Source organism: Nocardioides sp. (assembly GCF_031422975.1).
In the GTDB taxonomy this organism is placed as follows: domain Bacteria; phylum Actinomycetota; class Actinomycetes; order Propionibacteriales; family Nocardioidaceae; genus Nocardioides.
Genome location: NZ_JANPEO010000329.1, coordinates 1 through 18,122, shown reverse-complemented (window position 1 = coordinate 18,122; position 18,122 = coordinate 1). Strand labels below are relative to the sequence as shown.

The 18,122-nt window shown below is 70.3% G+C and carries 18 protein-coding genes and 1 pseudogene; 16 read left to right on the top strand and 3 right to left on the bottom strand.

Annotated features, from left to right (window positions below; all coding sequences use genetic code 11):
- From RMO85_RS10040 to RMO85_RS10030, 3 genes are all read right to left on the bottom strand, one after another.
- On the bottom strand, window positions 1–1,758 hold a 1,758-nt coding region (locus tag RMO85_RS10040; protein ID WP_310528586.1), incomplete at its 3' end, for a glycosyltransferase.
- A gap of 61 nt (window positions 1,759–1,819) precedes the next feature.
- Entirely contained in the window at window positions 1,820–2,659 is an 840-nt protein-coding gene (locus RMO85_RS10035) for a hypothetical protein (RefSeq protein WP_310528585.1), read from the bottom strand.
- The gene (locus RMO85_RS10030; protein ID WP_310528584.1) at window positions 2,656–3,696 is read right to left on the bottom strand and encodes a glycosyltransferase family 2 protein; all 1,041 of its coding nucleotides are present in this window, start codon (window positions 3,694–3,696) and stop codon (window positions 2,656–2,658) included. Before RMO85_RS10030 ends, RMO85_RS10035 begins: the two co-directional genes overlap by 4 nt.
- Before the next feature lie 214 nt (window positions 3,697–3,910).
- Here RMO85_RS10030 and RMO85_RS10025 point away from each other — a divergent pair, with 214 nt between their 5' ends.
- The 16 genes and pseudogenes from RMO85_RS10025 to RMO85_RS09950 all read left to right on the top strand — a co-directional run.
- On the top strand, window positions 3,911–5,233 hold the full coding sequence (locus RMO85_RS10025) for an ammonium transporter (RefSeq protein WP_310528583.1): 1,323 nt from the start codon (window positions 3,911–3,913) through the stop codon (window positions 5,231–5,233).
- Window positions 5,230–5,568: a P-II family nitrogen regulator gene (locus RMO85_RS10020; RefSeq protein WP_310528582.1), complete on the top strand. Its 339-nt coding sequence runs from the start codon at window positions 5,230–5,232 to the stop codon at window positions 5,566–5,568. The genes RMO85_RS10025 and RMO85_RS10020 overlap by 4 nt, the downstream gene beginning before the upstream one ends.
- 120 nt (window positions 5,569–5,688) lie before the next feature.
- On the top strand, window positions 5,689–7,008 hold the full coding sequence (locus tag RMO85_RS10015) for an ammonium transporter (RefSeq protein ID WP_310528581.1): 1,320 nt from the start codon (window positions 5,689–5,691) through the stop codon (window positions 7,006–7,008).
- A 10-nt stretch (window positions 7,009–7,018) separates the two neighbouring features.
- Entirely contained in the window at window positions 7,019–7,357 is a 339-nt protein-coding gene (locus tag RMO85_RS10010) for a P-II family nitrogen regulator (RefSeq protein WP_310528580.1), read from the top strand.
- Window positions 7,358–7,361: 4 nt separating this feature from the next.
- The gene (locus tag RMO85_RS10005) at window positions 7,362–9,596 is read left to right on the top strand and encodes a [protein-PII] uridylyltransferase (protein ID WP_310528579.1); all 2,235 of its coding nucleotides are present in this window, start codon (window positions 7,362–7,364) and stop codon (window positions 9,594–9,596) included.
- 101 nt (window positions 9,597–9,697) lie between these two features.
- On the top strand, window positions 9,698–11,275 hold the full coding sequence (ffh, locus tag RMO85_RS10000; RefSeq protein WP_310528578.1) for a signal recognition particle protein: 1,578 nt from the start codon (window positions 9,698–9,700) through the stop codon (window positions 11,273–11,275).
- Window positions 11,272–11,640, top strand: coding sequence for a hypothetical protein (locus tag RMO85_RS09995; RefSeq protein WP_310528577.1), 369 nt, complete (start codon window positions 11,272–11,274; stop codon window positions 11,638–11,640). Before ffh ends, RMO85_RS09995 begins: the two co-directional genes overlap by 4 nt.
- Before the next feature lie 200 nt (window positions 11,641–11,840).
- The gene (locus RMO85_RS09990; RefSeq protein ID WP_310528576.1) at window positions 11,841–12,920 is read left to right on the top strand and encodes an amidohydrolase family protein; all 1,080 of its coding nucleotides are present in this window, start codon (window positions 11,841–11,843) and stop codon (window positions 12,918–12,920) included.
- Complete coding sequence (locus RMO85_RS09985; protein WP_310528575.1) at window positions 12,917–13,567, top strand: GNAT family protein; 651 nt, start codon at window positions 12,917–12,919, stop codon at window positions 13,565–13,567. The genes RMO85_RS09990 and RMO85_RS09985 overlap by 4 nt, the downstream gene beginning before the upstream one ends.
- A gap of 185 nt (window positions 13,568–13,752) precedes the next feature.
- Window positions 13,753–14,367, top strand: a complete 615-nt coding sequence (gene rpsP / locus RMO85_RS09980; protein ID WP_310528574.1) for a 30S ribosomal protein S16 — start codon at window positions 13,753–13,755, stop codon at window positions 14,365–14,367.
- Between the two features lie 5 nt (window positions 14,368–14,372).
- On the top strand, window positions 14,373–14,615 hold the full coding sequence (locus tag RMO85_RS09975; protein WP_310528573.1) for an RNA-binding protein: 243 nt from the start codon (window positions 14,373–14,375) through the stop codon (window positions 14,613–14,615).
- Between the two features lie 78 nt (window positions 14,616–14,693).
- Entirely contained in the window at window positions 14,694–15,263 is a 570-nt protein-coding gene (gene rimM / locus RMO85_RS09970) for a ribosome maturation factor RimM (protein ID WP_310528572.1), read from the top strand.
- Window positions 15,260–16,414, top strand: coding sequence for a tRNA (guanosine(37)-N1)-methyltransferase TrmD (gene trmD / locus RMO85_RS09965; RefSeq protein ID WP_310528571.1), 1,155 nt, complete (start codon window positions 15,260–15,262; stop codon window positions 16,412–16,414). The genes rimM and trmD overlap by 4 nt, the downstream gene beginning before the upstream one ends.
- A 199-nt stretch (window positions 16,415–16,613) precedes the next feature.
- Window positions 16,614–16,964, top strand: a complete 351-nt coding sequence (gene rplS, locus RMO85_RS09960; protein WP_310528570.1) for a 50S ribosomal protein L19 — start codon at window positions 16,614–16,616, stop codon at window positions 16,962–16,964.
- Between the two features lie 58 nt (window positions 16,965–17,022).
- Window positions 17,023–17,817, top strand: a complete 795-nt coding sequence (gene lepB, locus RMO85_RS09955) for a signal peptidase I (protein WP_310528569.1) — start codon at window positions 17,023–17,025, stop codon at window positions 17,815–17,817.
- Between the two features lie 13 nt (window positions 17,818–17,830).
- Window positions 17,831–18,122: pseudogene (locus RMO85_RS09950) on the top strand (ribonuclease HII); the annotation flags it as partial.

Sequence of the window (18,122 nt, the reverse complement as noted above, 5' to 3'; positions counted from 1 at the left end):
CACCCGCGGCGACTGCTCGCAGCGCCGCTGGAGCCCGGTCGTCTCCTGGGTCGCCGCCGGTTTGCCGGCCACCAGGAGGTGGAGGCTGGGGTCCTCCTCGGCGAGCTCGTGGAAGACGTCGAGCAACCGACCCAGGCCCTTGTAGGGGCGGATGCCGCCCAGCGCGACCAGGACCTTGTCGGTGGACGACAGGCCCAGCTGGCTCCGCGCGGCCTCGCGACTGATCCAGTCGGGATACTGGCCGACATAGCTCGAGTGCTCGATCACGACGACCCGGCGAGGGTCGAGGCGCAGCACCTCGGAGGCCTGGCGTGCCGTGATCTCGGACAGGGCATGGATGGCATCGGCCCGATCGGCGAGCAGCTGGGCCAGCTGCGTCTCGGCCCACACGTGGCGTGCCTCGTGTGGGAGGACGTTGTGCAGCGTCCACACCAGCCGTCCGCCCGCCGTGCGGAACTTGTGCAGGGCGGCGCTGAAGCGGTCGAGCTCGATGGCCGCCCGGAACGGCCCGGCGGCGTACTGCAGGATCGGCGTCGTCCAGTGGATGTTGAGGATGCCGGGGACCGATGCGACCGAACGGTTCTCCAGGTGCTCGACCACGTCCGCGACTGCGACCGGATAGGCGTCGACGGCACCCAGGCCGGCGAACAACATGCCCTGGTAGGGGTTGGCACGGTTGTAGTCCGGGAAGTAGTGCAACGCCCGCTGGGGAGGCGACGTCGACTGGTCGCGACGAGCCGCGGCGACGCAGTGCTCGAACTCGCGGGCCCGCAGGTCCCAGGTGTGGTCGCGAAGCACCCGCTCTCGCAGGCCCTCGACCAGGGAGTGCACTCGCTCGGGATCTGCCAGCAACGACGTGATCTCCTCGCCGAGGCCCCTGGACGTGGTGTACGCGGGCACCTGCAGCCCACACTCCGTGGCACCGAGCCGGGAGTTGACCAGCGGCAGCGAGCCGCACGCGATGCTCTCGAAGAAGTGGGCCGGCATCGTTGCGTCGCCCACCATGGTGCTGGGCAGCTCGAGGACCGTCAGCAGGGAGCGCGTCATCACTTCCGGGGCACGCAGCCACGGGATGGGCTCCTCGAGCCGGCCGAGCAGGCTCGAGTGCATGCTTCGCAACGGCTCGGCATAGATCGTCAGCGGCACGGTGAAGGGCACGTCGTTGATCAGTGGCTGGATGGTCCGCCCGCGTTCGACGTGCACCCCCAGGCTGGCCACCCCGGTGCGGGGAGCGTCGTCCTCGCGCGGGACGAAGAGCTCGATGTCGGCGGCGCAGCGGAGCACGTCGAGGCGACCGGCAGACGTCGTCGCGAGCATGCTGCGTCCCACCTCGGAGCCGACCAGGATCTGGTCGTAGGCCATCAGGTGGTCCAGCTCGGCCCACGCCTCGACGTCACCGTGCGCCCACGCCACGCGCCAGGCACCCACGGGCGCCTGGGAGGGATCGGCGTCGGGGGTGGTCGCGACCCAGATGTCGGCCCCGCCCCCGAGGTGCCAGCGGTGCCGCGGCACCAGGCGCACGCCATACCCACGATCGGCCAGTGCCAGCCCGAGGCCAGCCGCGGCGATCAGGTCGGGAGTGGCGTGGCGCAGGTCCACCGAATGCACGAAGAAGAGCACCCGCTCGCCGTCGCCGGTCGCGAGCTCGCCGTCGATGAGCTGGCGATAGGACGCCCGCCGTCGGTCCACGGCCGAGAGCTCCTCGCCGTCACGACCGGACGCCGACACCGTAGGACGGTCGGAGGAGACGGCGCTCACGCGAGGTCCCCGCGGCGTTGTTCGCAGGAGCGAGGCGGAGGAGAGGAACGTCGTGGGGTGTTCATGCGCCGTCCTTGCGGCGACGAGCACGCTCCACCACGGATGCCACGGCGCGGACGGCCCGCGAGTCGCGGGCCAGGAAGAGGTCCTGCTCGAGCAGGGAGACCTGGTCCTGGGCGAGGTCACGCTCGCGCGACACCTGGGCCACGCGGGCACGGAGCAGGACGTTCTTGTGCCGCAGTCGCTGCAACCGCTCCTGGAGCTCGTTGATCTGGCGGTCCATCACCAGCAGCTCATCCTTGCCCGACTGCATCTCGCGCGCGATGGTGGCGCGCTCGCGGGCGAGCAGCTCGCGTGTGCGCTCGAGCTCGTGGGCCAGGCGGCGGACCTCCGCCGCGCTGGCCTCGTCAGCGTCGGGTGACTGCGGTCGAGCCGTGGTGAAGGACGGGAACCGCGCCACCGTGATGTGCCGTCGCTCGTCCAGGGCCACGGCCGCGTCGGACTCCAGGACGAAGCCGGCCGACGCGATCGGTCCGGTCAGGTCGCGCACCCCCGACACCACGACCAGCGCGCCCGGCACCAGCGCGCCGGCGCCCAGGGTGCGGAAGAACTCGTCAGCGTCGTGGCTCTCGTCCAGGACGTCCTCGACGACCACCACGTCCACCGGCGCCACGAGGAAGGGCTGCGCCCAGTCGCCCACGGCGTCCCGGCGGCCGACTTCCGGGCCCCACTGCTCATCCGGCTCCGCCGGCCAGCGCAGGCACTCGACCTCGCGGTCGTGCTCCTGCGCGAGGCGCACCGGCACCGTCGAGACGTCCAGCGCGATGTGCAGCACCCGTGGACCGCCCGCCAGCGTCCGTTCGATCACGGTGGCGACGTCGTCACGGCCCTTGGTCGTCATCGGTCGCTCACCTCTCCTCGTCCTGTCGGCTGACGGCTGCCGGCGAGGGAGTCGCCGCGCTCCACATCGGCCGGCCACGGCACGTGTGAGACAGCATCATTGCGCCCATCGCGTCCGGCGCGCGCGTCCGCGGCCGCCCGCTCCACCAGCGCGTCGAACTCGTCGAGCCACCCGGGTGCCACCTCAGCGACCTTGCGCCGCCAGTTCCTGAGCCACTTTCCCTGCAACTGGGCCAGCGCCGCCTCGCCGTCGCCGCCGAGCGCCCGCTCGACGAACAGGTAACGGTTCCGGGTCATGTAGTAGAGGTGGTACGGCGAGGGCAGGGCCCCGCTCGAGCGCTGGTGGTGCACCATCCGGGCCCGCTGCTCGACCATGACGCGCCAGCCGGCGCGGCGTACGTCGCGGCACCAGTGGGTCTCCTCGAAGTAGAGGAAGTAGTCCTCGGGGAGCAGCCCGACCGTCTCCAGCACCGTCCGGCGGGTCAGCAGGGAGGCACCCGTGACGTAGTCGACGTCGCGCGCACCGGGGGGCGGCACGTCCACCACCGCGCGGCCCTGGTGCACGTGCCGGGTCTCGCCGGCCCTGTCCTCGTCGACGACGCCGCCGTCGAACCAGATGGTCTCGGGGGTGCCGGGCGCGGCGGGGTGCACGATCCGCGGACCGACGACACCGCAGTCGGGCACGTCGGCGAGCAGCCTGAGCAGGCGCGGCAGCGTCTCCGGCTCGATGCGGGTGTCGGGATTGAGCAGCCAGACGAACTCGTTGCCACGCTCCAGACAGTGGCGGATCCCGACGTTGGATCCGCCGGCGTAGCCGAGGTTGCCGCCGCTGGACAGCACGACTGCGCGGTCACCCACGAGCGCGCCGAGGGTCGCGAGGGACTCCTTGGAGTCCGAGTTGTCCACCACGACGACGTCCATGTCGAGGTCATGGGAGGCCTCGAGGGACACGATGCAGCCGACGGTGTCCTCGGCGCTGTCGTGATTGACGAGTACGACGCCGGTGCGCGCCGTGCGATCGGCGCTGCTTCCGGTCATGCGGGGAGTGTATCGACGCTCGTCCGCCGGGCACGGCAGCGGCGTCGTTCACACGGACGTAACACATGGCCCGAATCTGTTGCGCCGGTGCAACACGAAGCGGGGAGGGGTGAAACCTCGTGACAGCAGGGTTTCTCCCAACAGGTGGACCGCTGCACGACACCGTCGTCGCGCCGACGCGGACCACCGCCCATAAACGCTCCCTGGAGGTTCTGTGGACGGCTACTACGCGTTCATGCTGATCGCGACCGCTTTCGTGCTGATGATGACGGTGCCCGCCCTGGCACTGTTCTACGGCGGAATGTCGCGATCCAAGTCCGTGCTCAACATGATGATGATGTCGTTCGTCGCCGCGGCCGTCGTCGGCATCCTGTACGTCGCGGTCGGCTGGTCGATGGGCTTCGGCGGCGAAGGCACGTTGTTCGCCAACCCGTTCGAACTGCTCTGGCTCGACGGTGTCACCACCGACAACTACGTGTACGTGATGTTCCAGATGACCTTCGCGATCATCACCGCCGCCCTGATCAGCGGTGCCGTCGCGGACCGGCTGAAGTTCTCGGCCTGGCTGGTGTTCCTGCCCCTGTGGGCCGTCATCGTCTACTTCCCGATGGCGCACATGGTCTTCAGCTGCACCGAGGACTCGCTCATCTGCGGCCGGATCGGCGCGCAGGACTACGCCGGCGGCACGGCCGTCCACATCAACGCGGGCGTCGCGGCCCTGGTGCTCGTGCTGCTCCTCGGCAAGCGCATCGGCTGGCCCAAGGAGCAGATGCGCCCGCACAACCTGACCCTGACCATGCTCGGCGCGGGCATGCTGTGGCTGGGCTGGTACGGCTTCAACGTGGGCTCGATCGTCTTCGGCACGACCTTCGACGAGGACCCTGAGGCGTTCCTCTCGCAGTTCTACTCCGAGACCGGTCGCACCTTCGCCAACACGACGCTGGCCACCTTCGCCGCGATCCTCGGCTGGCTCCTCATCGAGCGCCTGCTGCACGGCAAGGCCACCTCGCTCGGTGCCGCTTCCGGCATCGTGGCCGGCCTCGTCGCCATCACCCCGGCGGCCGGTGCCGTCAACATCTCGGGCGCCGTGGCGATCGGCTTCATCGCCGGCGGTGTCTGCGCCTGGGCGGTCAGCCTGAAGTACAGGCTCGGCTACGACGACTCGCTCGACGTGGTCGGTGTGCACCTCGTCGGTGGCATCATCGGCACCGTGCTGATCGGCGTGTTCTCCACGTCGGAGGGAGCGGGCAGCATCGACGGCCTCATCTACGGTGGCGGCTTCGGCTCGCTCGGCGACCAGACCCTCGGCGTCCTGGTGGCCATCACCTACTCGGGCGTGCTGACCGCGGTCATCGGCCTGGGCATCAAGTACACGATCGGGCTGCGGCTCGACGAGGAGGACGAGGTCAACGGCATCGACCTCGCCGAGCACGGCGAGTCGGCGTACGACCTGCACAGCGGCAGCAGCGGCGGCGGCAAGAGCGTCCTGGCCGCGAGCACCGTCAGCATCTCGAGCAGCGAAGGAGCGAACGCATGAAGCTCGTCACCGCAGTCATCAAGCCCCACAAGTGGGAGGACGTCCGCGAGGCGCTGGAGACCTTCGGCGTCACCGGGATGACCGTCTCCGAGGTCAGCGGCTACGGCCGGCAGAAGGGCCACACCGAGGTCTATCGCGGGGCGGAGTACGACCTCGCACTGGTCCCCAAGATCCGCATCGAGATCGTCGTTGACGACGCCGACGCCGAGGACGTCGTCGGCATCGTCGTGAAGACCGCCCAGACGGGTCGGATCGGCGACGGCAAGGTGTGGGTGAGCCCGGTCGAGACCGTGGTGCGCGTGCGCACGGGGGACACGGACGAAGCGGCCATCTGATCGCTACGTCGACCTCTGGCCCGCCGGGAGCACCCGGCGGGCCAGGGGGCTGCGTTCGTTTACATGCCTGAAACACAGATGGTCCGTGCGCGAAACGCGTGCCCCGGAAGGTGAGTGCCCATGACTTCCCTCGACTCCGGTGACACCGCTTGGCTCCTGGTCTCCGCAGCCCTGGTCCTGCTGATGGCCCCCGGTCTTGCCCTGTTCTACGGCGGCATGGTGCGTTCCAAGGGCGTGCTGAACATGATGATGATGACGTTCGGCTCGCTGGCCGTCATCACGATCGTCTGGGTGCTCGTCGGCTACTCCCTGGCGTTCGGTGACGACCTCGGCGGCGGCCTGCTCGGCGACCCGACGCAGTACGCCGGCCTCTCGTCGCTGATGTCGGAGGACAGCAACACCGGCACCGTCCCGCACATCCTGTTCGCGGTGTTCCAGGGGCTGTTCTGCGTCATCACCGGGGCGCTGGTCTCCGGTGCGATCGCCGACCGGGCCCGCTTCGGTGCGTGGATGGTGTTCGTGACCATCTGGACGCTGCTGGTCTATGCCCCGGTCGCGCACTGGGTCTTCGACTTCTCCGCCGGTGACCACACCGGCGGCTGGATCGCCAACCGTCTCGGCGCCATCGACTTCGCCGGCGGCATGGCCGTCGAGATCTGCTCGGGCGCCTCAGCGCTCGCGCTCGCCCTCGTGCTCGGACCGCGACTCGGCTTCGGCAAGGACCCGATGCGACCGCACAACCTCACCCTGGTGATGCTCGGTGCCGGTCTGCTGTGGTTCGGCTGGTTCGGCTGCAACGCCGGCTCGGCACTGGCCGCGAACCAGTCGGCCGCGGTCGTCTTCACCACCACGCTCGTCGCCGGAGCCGCGGGCTCGCTGGGCTGGCTCGCCCTCGAACGCGTCCGCGACGGTCACGCCACGTCGCTCGGCGCGGCCTCCGGCCTGGTCGCCGGCCTGGTCGCGATCACGCCCTCGTGCGGGTCGGTGACCCCGGTCGGCGCCATCGCGATGGGCGCCGTGGCCGGCGTGGTCTGCGCGCTCGCCGTCGGCCTCAAGTACAAGTGGCGCTACGACGACTCCCTCGACGTCGTCGGCGTCCATCTCGTCGGCGGGCTGATCGGCACCTTCGGGATCGGCCTGATCGCGTCGTCGGCCGCGCCGACCGGCGTGGACGGTCTCCTGTACGGCGGTGGCCTCGACCAGCTCGGCAAGCAGCTGGTCGGCGGCGGGGTCGTCCTCGTCTACGCGTTCGTCATGTCCGGCATCATCGGGCTCGTGGTCAACAAGGTGATGGGCTTCCGGATCCACGAGGAGCACGAGATCAGCGGCATCGACCTCATCATCCACGCCGAGACGGCCTATGACCTGCACGCCACTTCCGGCGCCCGCTCCAGCACCTCCTTCCTCGACACCCTCACCCGTCGCGACGACACCGAATGAAGGTCCAACCATGAAACTCGTCACCGCAGTCATCAAGCCGCACAAGTGGGAGGACGTCCGGGCCGCCCTCGAAACCGTCGGCGTCACCGGGATGACCGTCTCCGAGGTCAGCGGCTACGGCCGCCAGAAGGGTCACACCGAGGTCTACCGCGGCGCGGAGTACGACATCGCGCTCGTGCCGAAGATCCGCGTCGAGATCGTCGTCGACGACGCCGAGGCCGACGACGTCGTCTCGACCATCGTCGCGTCCGCGCAGACGGGCCGTATCGGCGACGGCAAGGTCTGGGTCACGCCCGTCGAGTCGGTCGTGCGGGTCCGCACCGGCGAGCGCGACGAGGGCGCGATCTGACTCGATGACGGCCATCGAGCGGACGACCCGAACGGCTGCCGCCGACGAGCTGTGCCGGGCGGCGTACGCCACCGCCGGCGGACCGGACATCGGGGTCGCACTGATTGCGGCGGGCGGCTACGGCCGTGGTGAGCTCGCGCCGCAGTCGGACCTGGACGTCGTGCTGGTGCATGACGACGGGGTCGACCCGGGGGCGGTGGCCGAGCAGATCTGGTACCCGCTCTGGGACTCGGGCTCGCGCCTCGACCACTCGGTGCGGTCGCTGTCGCAGATGACGAGTGCGGCCGAGGACGATCTCAAGGTCGCGCTCGGGCTGCTCGACATCCGACACCTCGCCGGCGATCCCAACCTGACGTTGCGGCTGCGCGCCACCATGCTCGCGGCGTGGCGCCGCCAGGCCCGGGAGCGGCTGCCGGCGCTGCGCGAGCTCGTCACCAAGCGCCACCAGGTCATCGGCGAGCTGGCACACGTCTCGGTGCCCGACATCAAGGAGGCCGAGGGCGGGCTGCGCGACGCGACCGTGCTCAAGGCCCTCGAGGCGACGTGGCTGGTCGACGCCAGCAGCCCCGAGCTGGAGCGGTCCCGACAGGCGATGCTCGACTTCCGCGACCTCCTCCACGACGAGACGGGCCGGCCGAGCGACCGGGTCGCACCGGAACTGTGGGAGCCGCTCGCGGTCGGTCTCGGCCTGGACAGCGCCGAGGCCGCGCAACGGCACGTGCGCGAGATCGGTCGACGGATCAGTCACCTGTCGCGCCTGACGTGGCGTCGCGTGGAGGACGTGCTGGCCCGTCCGGTCTCGGTGACCGGCGCGCGCCGACCCTCCCTCGAGCCGATAGCCCCCGGCATCGCGCTGTCGCGCGGCGAGGTCGTGCTGGCGGCGAAGGCGCGCCCGGACAAGGACCCGGTGATGCTGCTGCGCGCCGCGGCCGAGGCGGCCGAGCGCGACGTCGTCCTGGCTCCCGCCACCGCCGCCCGACTGGTGCGGGAGTGCCCACCTCTACCCGAGCCGTGGCCCGAGGAGGCCCGGGATGCGCTGGTGAGCCTCCTGGCCTCCGGGCCCGGTCTGCTGCCGGTGTGGGAGACGTTGGAGGAGACCGGCGCGCTGGGCGGCTTCCTGCCCGAGTGGGAGCGAATCCGCACGCTGCCGCACGCTTCACCCATCCACCGGTTCACCGTCGACCGGCATGTGATCGAGACCTGCATCGAGGCGTCCGCCCTGATTCGCCACGTCGCCCGCCCAGACGTGCTGCTGGTCGCGGCGCTGCTGCACGACATCGGCAAGGGTGGGCTCACCGAGCACTCGGTGGCCGGCGAACCCCTGGCGCGGGCCATCGCGACCCGGATGGGGTTCGACGCGGCGGCGGTCGACCTGATCGCCCTGCTCGTGCGCCGCCACCTGCTCCTGTCGGAGATGGCCACGTCCCGCGACCCCGACGACCCCGCGACGGTCGAGGCGCTGCTGGCCAAGGTCTCCGGAGCCGAGGCCCTCGGGCTGCTGCGCTCATTGACAGAGGCCGATTCCCGGGCCGCGTCCCCCAAGGCGTGGTCCTCGTGGCGCGCCGGCCTGGTCGAGCGCCTGGCCAGGCACGCGCTGGCCTCGGTCGGTGGGGAGCCGCCGACGGCTGATGCCTCCACCGACGACGTGCCGGTTCCCGATGTCGTACGCCGTGGGGGAGTGTCCGTCATGGTCGAGGCCGACGAGGGGGGAGCCCGGGTGACCGTGCTCGCCCCCGACCGCGTCGGCCTGCTGGCCGATGCCGCTGCCGTCCTCGCCCTGCAACGCGTGACCGTGAGATCCGCACGGGCGTGGGCACAGGAGGACGAGGAGCCGGCCGTCGGCGTCTCGGTGTGGGAAGTGGCCGAACCCGACCTCGATGCGGCCGTGCTGCGTGAACGCCTGGTGGCGATCAGCGAGGGGCGCGTCGACGCGGTGTCGCGACTGAGCCGACCCGTGGCAGCCCGGCTCGAACCGGTCGTGGTGGTACGGGCAGACGCCTCCCGGCGGGCCACCGTGCTCGAGGTGCGGATGGACGACCGGCCCGGCGTCGTGTGGCTGGTGTGCCACGCGCTGGCCGGGCTCGACCTCTCCGTGTGCTCGGCCCACGTCTCGACCCTCGGGCCGCAGGCGGTCGATGTCTTCTACGTCCAGGAGCGCGACGCCGGGGCGCTCTCCGAGCACCGGGCCGCCGAGGCGGCGCACTACGTGCGGGCCGCCCTGCTCGGCACCGTGGCCTGAGAAGGCGGTTGTCCTCCCGGCGGTTAGGCTTGACCGACTGTGCGGAGCACTCCGCGCGCCATCGCCGTACACCCGTGAACGACCCCGAGGACTGACCACACGTGTTCGCCACTCTCTCCGATCGGCTCGCCGAGACCTTCAAGCACCTGCGAGGCAAGGGCAAGCTGTCCGAGGCCGACATCGACGCGACCGCGCGCGAGATCCGGATCGCGCTGCTGGAGGCCGATGTCGCGCTGCCGGTGGTCAAGGACTTCGTGGGTGCCGTCAAGGAGCGGGCGCGTAGCGAGGAGGTCAGCGGGGCGCTCAACCCGGCCCAGCAGATCATCAAGATCGTCAACGAGGAGCTCGTCACCATCCTCGGCGGCGAGACCCGCCGCCTGCGCTACGCCAAGACCGGCCCCACCGTGATCATGCTGGCCGGCCTCCAGGGCGCCGGCAAGACGACGCTGGCCGCCAAGCTGGCGCTCTGGCTCAAGGACCAGGGCAAGACCCCGATCCTCGTCGCCGCCGACCTCCAGCGCCCCAACGCGGTCCAGCAGCTCCAGGTCAACGGCGAGCGCGTGGGCGTGCCCGTCTTCGCCCCCGAGGCCGGCAACGGCGTCGGTGACCCGGTCGGAGTCGCCCGTGCGTCGATCGAGGAGGCCAAGCGCAAGCTGCACGACGTCGTCATCATCGACACCGCGGGTCGCCTCGGCGTCGACGCGGAGCTGATGAAGCAGGCCGCCGACATCCGCGACGCCGTCCAGCCCGACGAGGTCCTCTTCGTCGTCGACGCGATGATCGGCCAGGACGCGGTCACCACCGCGCAGCTGTTCCTCGACGGCGTCGGCTACGACGGCGTGGTCCTCACCAAGCTCGACGGAGATGCCCGCGGTGGCGCGGCGCTCTCGATCGCCAGCATCACCGGCAAGCCGGTCATGTTCGCCTCGGCCGGCGAGAAGATGACCGACTTCGACCTGTTCCACCCCGACCGGATGGCCTCGCGCATCCTCGACATGGGCGACATGCTCACCCTGATCGAGCAGGCCGAGAAGTCCTTCGACGAGACCGAGTCGCGCAAGGCGGCCGAGAAGCTCCTCCAGACCGGCGACTTCAACCTCGACGACATCATCAAGCAGATGCAGCAGCTCCGCAAGCTGGGCTCGATGTCGAAGATCATGGGGATGCTGCCCGGGATGGGGCAGTTCCGTGAGCAGCTCGAGAACTTCGACGAGAAGGAGATCGACCGCATCCAGGCGATCATCCAGTCGATGACGCCCCGCGAGCGGGACAACCCGAAGCTGATCGACGGCTCCCGTCGCGCGCGGATCGCCAAGGGCTCGGGCCGCCAGGTCTCCGACGTCAACCAGCTCGTCGACCGCTTCTTCGAGGCGAAGAAGATGATGCAGTCGATGATGCGCGGCGGCGGTGTGCCCGGGATGCCCGGGATGCCGGGGATGCCGGGGATGCCGGGTGCAGGCGCCATCGGCGGCAAGCGCCAGGCCAAGCAGGCGCCGAAGAAGAAGGGCAAGCGCGCCTCGGGAAACCCGGCAAAGGCGGCTCTGGAGGCGGCAGCGGCCATGGCCGCCGCGGCCGAGAAGGCCGGCAACCCGTTCGGCAACCCGGGCGAGGACGTCGACTACGAGAAGGCAGCGGCCGCGCTCGACCTGCCGAAGGACTTCTCCAAGTTCCTCAAGTGACCTCGGTCCTGGTGGTCGACGCGGCCAACGTGGTCGGGTCCGTCCCGGACGGCTGGTGGAAGGACCGGGCCGGCGCGGCCCGCCGGCTGCACGAGCGACTCCTGGTCGGCGACACGTCGTACGACGTCATCGTGCTGGTGCTCGAGGGCGGCGCGAAGGCGGGCGTGCGAGCTGGGCGCGACCAGCACGTGCGCACCGTCCATGCTCCGCGCGACGGCGACAGCGCGATCATCGCGGAGGTTGCCGCGGCGTGTGAGAAGGGCGACTCCGTCGTGCTGATCAGCGCCGACCACGTGCTCCGGGGTCGCTGCGAGGGGCTCGGCGCGCGAGCGATGAGCCCGTCCTGGTTGCTCGATCAGGTCTGAGTCCGACAGATCGGGGAACCGGGCGGGGGTGATCTGCTGCGCGGGACCTGCTGCGGGGGGTGGAAGTCCACGCAGGCGCGTGGAGTTTCAGGTACTTCCGCGGATCCGGCCCCGAAACTCCACGCAGGTGCGTGGAGTTCCACCTCAAGCCCAGGACGCCGGCGCGCACGGCCGCGGGTGGCCCGCTACGGTCGGTCGTCATGACTGCGATGCGCTTCCGCGGACCCGTCCTGCCCGAGGGGGAGGTCCGCGACCTCTATGTCGTGGGCGACACCGTGACCTACGAGTCGCAGGCGGGTGCCGACACGGCCGCCGAGGGCTGGATCGTGCCGGGACTGGTCGACGCGCACTGCCACATCGGCCTCGACGACCACGGGGCGACCTCCGATGCCGCGGCCGAGGCACAGGCGATCGAGGACCGCGACGCCGGCGCGCTCCTGATCCGCGACTGCGGCTCCGCCGCCGACACGACCTGGATGCAAGCGCGCGACGACCTGCCCCGGGTGATCCGCGCAGGTCGCCACATCGCGCGCACGAGGCGCTACATCCGCAACTACGCGCACGAGGTCGAGCCGCCGTCGCTGGTCGACACCGTCCTGCAGGAGTCGCAGCGCGGTGACGGCTGGGTCAAGCTGGTCGGCGACTGGATCTCGCGGGAGACGGGCGACCTGGCGCCGTCCTTCCCGGCAGCCGACTTCGCCGAGGCGATCGCCGTCGCCCACGCGCACGGCGCCAAGGTGACCGCGCACTGCTTCGGCGAGGCAGTGCTGCCGATGCTGATCGACGCCGGCATCGACTGCATCGAGCACGGCACCGGCCTGTCGACCGACCAGGCCGAGACGATGGCGGCGCGCGGCATCGCGCTGGTGCCGACCGTCATGCAGATCGACAAGTTCCCGCAGTACGCCGAAGCGGGCCGCGACAAGTTCCCGCACTACGCCGACCACATGACCGACCTGCACGCCCGCCAACGCGACACGATCATGGCCGCGCACGAACTCGGCGTCGCGATGTATGCGGGCTCCGACGGCGGGGGAGTGAGCCGACACGGCAACATCGCTGGCGAGGTGCTCGCGATGCACGCGCTGGGCCTGTCGGCCGACTACGCGCTCGGTGCCGCATCCTGGCGGGCCCGGGAGTGGCTCGGCTGGAACGCCACGCTCGCCGAGGGCGCGCCGGCCGACTTCGTGGTCTATCCACGCGACCCGCTGCTCGACCTCACGGTGCTCAGGCAGCCGTCCTACGTCGTGCTCCGCGGCCGGGCCGTGGTGACCCCATGACCAGCATCGGCGACGTCTTCGCCGTCCTCGACCTGTCCGTCACCGCGGGCGACCTGGAGCTGCGCGGCATCAGCGACGACGACATCGTGACGCTGGGCGCGCTGGCCGCGCAGGGGATCCACTCGCCCGACCGGATGCCGTTCTCGTTCCCCTGGACCGACGTGCCGCCCGATGAGCTGCCGCTGAACTTCGCGCAATATCACTGGCGGACCCGCGCCGACTTCTCGCCGGCCGCGTGGGTGCTCAACCTCGGCGTCTGGTCACGCGGCGAGCTCGTCGGGGTCCAGGGCGTGCAGACGAGCAACTTCGTGGTGCGGCGTACGGGCGAGACGGGCTCGTGGCTGGGTGCGGTCCATCAGGGCCGGGGGCTGGGCACGGTGATGCGCCAGGTGATGTGCGTGCTGCTCTTCGAACACCTCGGCTTCACCGAGGTGACGTCGGGTGCGTTCGCGGACAACGCGGCGTCGTTGGCCGTCAGCCGCAAGGTCGGCTACCGCGTCAACGGCACGGAGCGCTACGAGCGGCGCGGGGAGCTGGCGGAGATGACGATGCTCGCGCTGAACCCCGATGAGCTGGTGCGACCGGACCTGTCCGTCGAGGTCAGCGGTGCGGAGCGGGTGCGCCAGCTGATCGGGGTCTCGGACTGATCTCCCACAGATCGGCCACCGGATTGTTCAGAAGTCAGCGCGACATGGCAGAATCGCGCGCTGAGTCGCAGCAGTGGCAGGGCCCTCTCTCCCGGCCATCGCGGCGCCCCATCGGACTACCCGACCCGGTCCCCACCTGGCGGCGGTCGTTCACACACCACAATTTCTGAGGAGACACCACAAACGTGGCCGTCAAGATCCGTTTGAAGCGCCTGGGCAAGATCCGGGTTCCGCAGTACCGCATCGTCGTCGTCGACTCGCGCAAGAAGCGCGATGGTCGTGTGATCGAGGAGATCGGCAAGTACCACCCCAAGGAGGACCCGTCGTACATCGACGTCGTCTCCGACCGGGCGCAGTACTGGCTCGGCGTGGGCGCCCAGCCCACCGAGGCCGTTGAGGTCCTCCTCAAGATCACCGGTGACTGGCAGACGTTCAAGGGCCTTCCCGGCACCGAGGGAACGCTCAAGGTCAAGGAGCCGAAGCGCGACAAGCTCGAGATCTTCAACGAGGCCCTCAAGGAGGCCTCGAGCGAGCCCAAGGCCGCCGCGGTGACCGCGAAGAAGAAGACCGAGAAGGTCGAGAAGGCTGAGAAGTCCGCGACCACCGAGAAGGCTGGCAAGACCGAGAAGGTCGAGAAGACCGAGAAGGTCGAGAAGACCGAGGACGCTGCTCCGGTCGCGCCCGAGGAGACGCCGGCTCCGGCTCCGGTTCCCGCCTCCGAAACCCCTGAGGGTGCGGCTGCCGAGGCTGAGGCGGCCGAGACCGTCACCGCCGAGGACGCCGGCAAGAGCGAGAGCTGAGCCCAGTGCTCGCCGAAGCTCTGGAGCACCTCGTCCGGGGTGTCGTCGACAACCCGGACGACGTCTCGGTCCGCGACAAGCAGCTGCGTCATGGCGCCATCCTCGAGGTCCGGGTCCACCCCGACGACCTCGGGAAGGTGATCGGTCGCAACGGCAGGACCGCCACCGCGTTCCGCACCGTCATCTCGGCCCTCGCGGGTCGTGACGGCGCGCGCGTCGACTTCGTCGACGTCGACCGCCGACGCTAGGCGGCACCTCGCATCGCAACGGGCGTCACCCTTCGGGGTGGCGCCCGTTGCGTCGTTCCCCGCCGATACGCTGACGCCGTGGAGAGCATCGAGGTCGTCGTCGGTCGCATCGGCAAGCCGCACGGTCTGCGCGGTGAGGTCACCATCGATGTCCGCACCGATGAGCCGGAGCGCCGATTCACCCCCGGCACGACGCTGCGCGCCCAGCCGCCCGAGGGCTCGGCGAGCGACCTCCGGAGCCTCACCGTCAGTCGATCCCGCTGGCACCAACAGGTGTTGCTGCTGACGTTCGAGGAGATCGACGGCCGGGACGCGGCGGAGGCGGCCCGCGGGATCGTGCTGCACGCCACCCTCGGCCCCGAGGACGCGCCGGAGGACCCGGAGGAGTTCTACGACCACCAACTGATCGGTCTGAAGGCGTACGACGAAGCCGGCACGCACCTCGGCGAGGTGACCGCCGTCGCGCACGGCTCGGCCCAGGACCTGCTCGGCATCCGGACCCTCGACGGACGCAGCACTCTCGTCCCCTTCGTCGCGGCGCTCGTGCCGGAGGTCGATGTCAGCGCCGGGCGGGTCGTGATCGCCGATCGCCCCGGCCTGGTGAGCCCGTTCCCCGACGACCTGCCCGCCGAGGGAGCCGACGCGTGAAGATCGACATCCTCTCGATCTTCCCCGACTACCTCGCCCCCCTCGAGCTCAGCCTGCCCGGCAAGGCCCGGGCGAAGGGGTTGCTCGACATCAGCGTGCACGACCTGCGCGACTGGACCACCGACAAGCACCACACCACCGACGACACGCCCTACGGCGGCGGTGCCGGCATGGTGATGAAGCCGGAGCCGTGGGGTGCGGCACTCGATCGAGTCGCGACCGGAGCCACCATCATCTTCACCACGCCGAGCGGCCAGCCCTTCACCCAGGCGGTCGCGCGTGAGTTGTCGGGCCACGAGCACCTGGTCTTCGCGTGCGGTCGCTACGAGGGCATCGACCAGCGCGTGATCGAGCACGCCGCCACCATCGGCACGGTCCGCGAGATCTCGCTCGGCGACTACGTCCTCAACGGGGGAGAGGTGGCCGCGCTGGCGATCACCGAGGCCGTGGTGCGGCTGATCCCGGGCTTCATGGGCAATGCCGAGTCGCTCGTCGAGGAGTCGCACGTGGACGGGCTGCTCGAATACCCCGTCTACACCAAACCCGCGTCCTGGCGCGGCCACGACGTCCCCGACGTGCTGCTGTCCGGCGACCACGGCCGGATCGCCCGCTGGCGCCACGAGCAGGCGGTGGCGCGCACCGCCGAGCGGCGCCCCGACCTGATCGCCGCGACCACGGTCGGCATCGATGAGATCCGGCTCGCGACGCTCGCGGACGCCGGCGAGATCCTCACCCTCCAGCTCGCCTGCTGGGTCGCCGAGCAGCACGCCAACCCGGGGGTGCAGATCCCGGCCCTGCGCGAGACGCTCGAGGACGTACGCCGCTGGCTGGGGCAGTGGACCGTCATCGTCCGCCGACGTGGGGGCCGGCTGATCGGGGCGGCCCGCGGCCGGGTGGAGAGCCACGGGGAGCACCTCGGCGCGTGGGACATCGGCCGGTTGATGGTGGCCCCCGACCTGCAGGGCCGGGGAATCGGACGGGACATGCTGGAGCGGATCGAGGCAGCGGCGCCGGCCGGCGTGGCGTCCTACGTCCTGTTCACGGGCGCGGGCAGTGTCGACAACCTACGGATGTACAAGAGGGCCGGCTACCGGCTGCTCGGGCCTCTGGCTGGCGAGCCCGGCGCCGTGGTGCTGACCAAGAAGCGCTGATTTCGCCCGGATCGACGGCGTCTGGCAGACTCAAGCCTTGGTCTTGCCGGCCAAACGATCGCCCCGAAGCACACACCCGGGGGATCCGCGACGATCACCTGCCACAGGGGGTGTGCGACGCCGCCGGTCACGAAGGCTCGACCGCACCGATCCGCACCACTATTCCGCGGCTGACCTGTGGCACTCGTGAGGAGACATCATGACCAACGTGCTCAACGAGCTCGTCAGCAGCAACCTTCGCACCGACGTCCCGGCCTTCCGTGCCGGGGACACCGTCAACGTCCACGTGAAGGTCATCGAGGGCAGCCGCTCGCGTGTCCAGCAGTTCCAGGGTGTCGTCATCCGCATCCACGGCTCGGGCGTCGGTCGCACCTTCACCGTCCGCAAGGTCACCTTCGGTGTCGGCGTGGAGCGCACCTTCCCGCTGCACTCCCCGATCTTCGAGAAGGTCGAGATCGTGACCCGCGGTGACGTGCGTCGCGCCAAGCTCTACTACCTGCGCAACCTGCGCGGCAAGGCCGCCAAGATCAAGGAGCGCCGCGAGTTCTGATCTCGCCCCAGCGCGCCTCAAGTCCTGAGATCGACCGCTCTCTGGTTAGTCTCTGCACGTGACTTCACACGACCGCGGTCTTCCCCCGTCTGACACCCAGCCGGAGGAGCCGCGGTCGTCGTCTGTGCGGGAGAAGGACAAGCACCATCTCCCGCTGTGGCAGGAGACGATCCTCCTGCTCGCGGTCGCCCTCGTGCTGGCGATCGTGATCAAGGCCTTGTTCCTCCAGGCGTTCTACATCCCCTCGGAGTCGATGGAGCCGGGCCTGGTCAAGGACGACCGGATCCTGGTCCAGAAGGTGTCCTACTGGCGCGGCGGCGGGCCGCAGCGCGGCGACGTCGTGGTGTTCAAGGACCCGGGCGGCTGGCTCAACGCCGCCGAGTCCGCCGGTCCGACCGGGACCATCCCCAAGGTGATGGCCAAGATCGGGCTCTACCCCTCGGGTGGCCACCTCGTGAAGCGAGTCATCGGTGTGGCCGGCGACGTCATCGAGTGCTGCGACAACCAGGGCCGGATCCTGGTCAACGGCCAGCCCCTCGACGAGGACGCCTACGTCCAGGACGACAAGGGCACCCAGTGCAACGGCCCGATGGTCAACCAGTGCTCCTCGGACTGGACCGCGGGCCCGGTCCCCGCCGGACACGTCTTCGTGATGGGCGACAACCGCGGCCACTCGGCCGACTCCACCGTGCACATGTGCAAGCCCCAGGCGGAGACCGACTGCGTCTCCGGCCAGGAGTTCGTGAGCGAAGAGCTCGTGGTGGGTCGGGTCTTCGTGCTGCTGTGGCCCCGTGAACGCTTCGACTGGGTCTCGCGCCCGGCCACGTTCGAGGACGTCCCCGACGCCTCCTGATCGGCACGCACCCATGACCTCGCTGACGCACCTTCCCGCGGGGGCGACGGTGCGCTCCGATGCCGGGTTGTACGGCTACGAGCGCGCGCTGCGCCGGGTCGGGATCGAACCGATCGCCGGAGTCGACGAGGCCGGTCGCGGAGCGTGCGCCGGGCCGCTGGTGGCGGGCGCCTGCATCCTGCCCGCGGGCAAGGCCGGCATCGTGCCGGGGCTGGCCGACTCCAAGCTCCTCACCGAGAAGGCACGCGAGCGCGTCTATGCGCAGGTGGTCCGCCGGGCCGTCGCGTGGTCGGTCGTGGTCATCG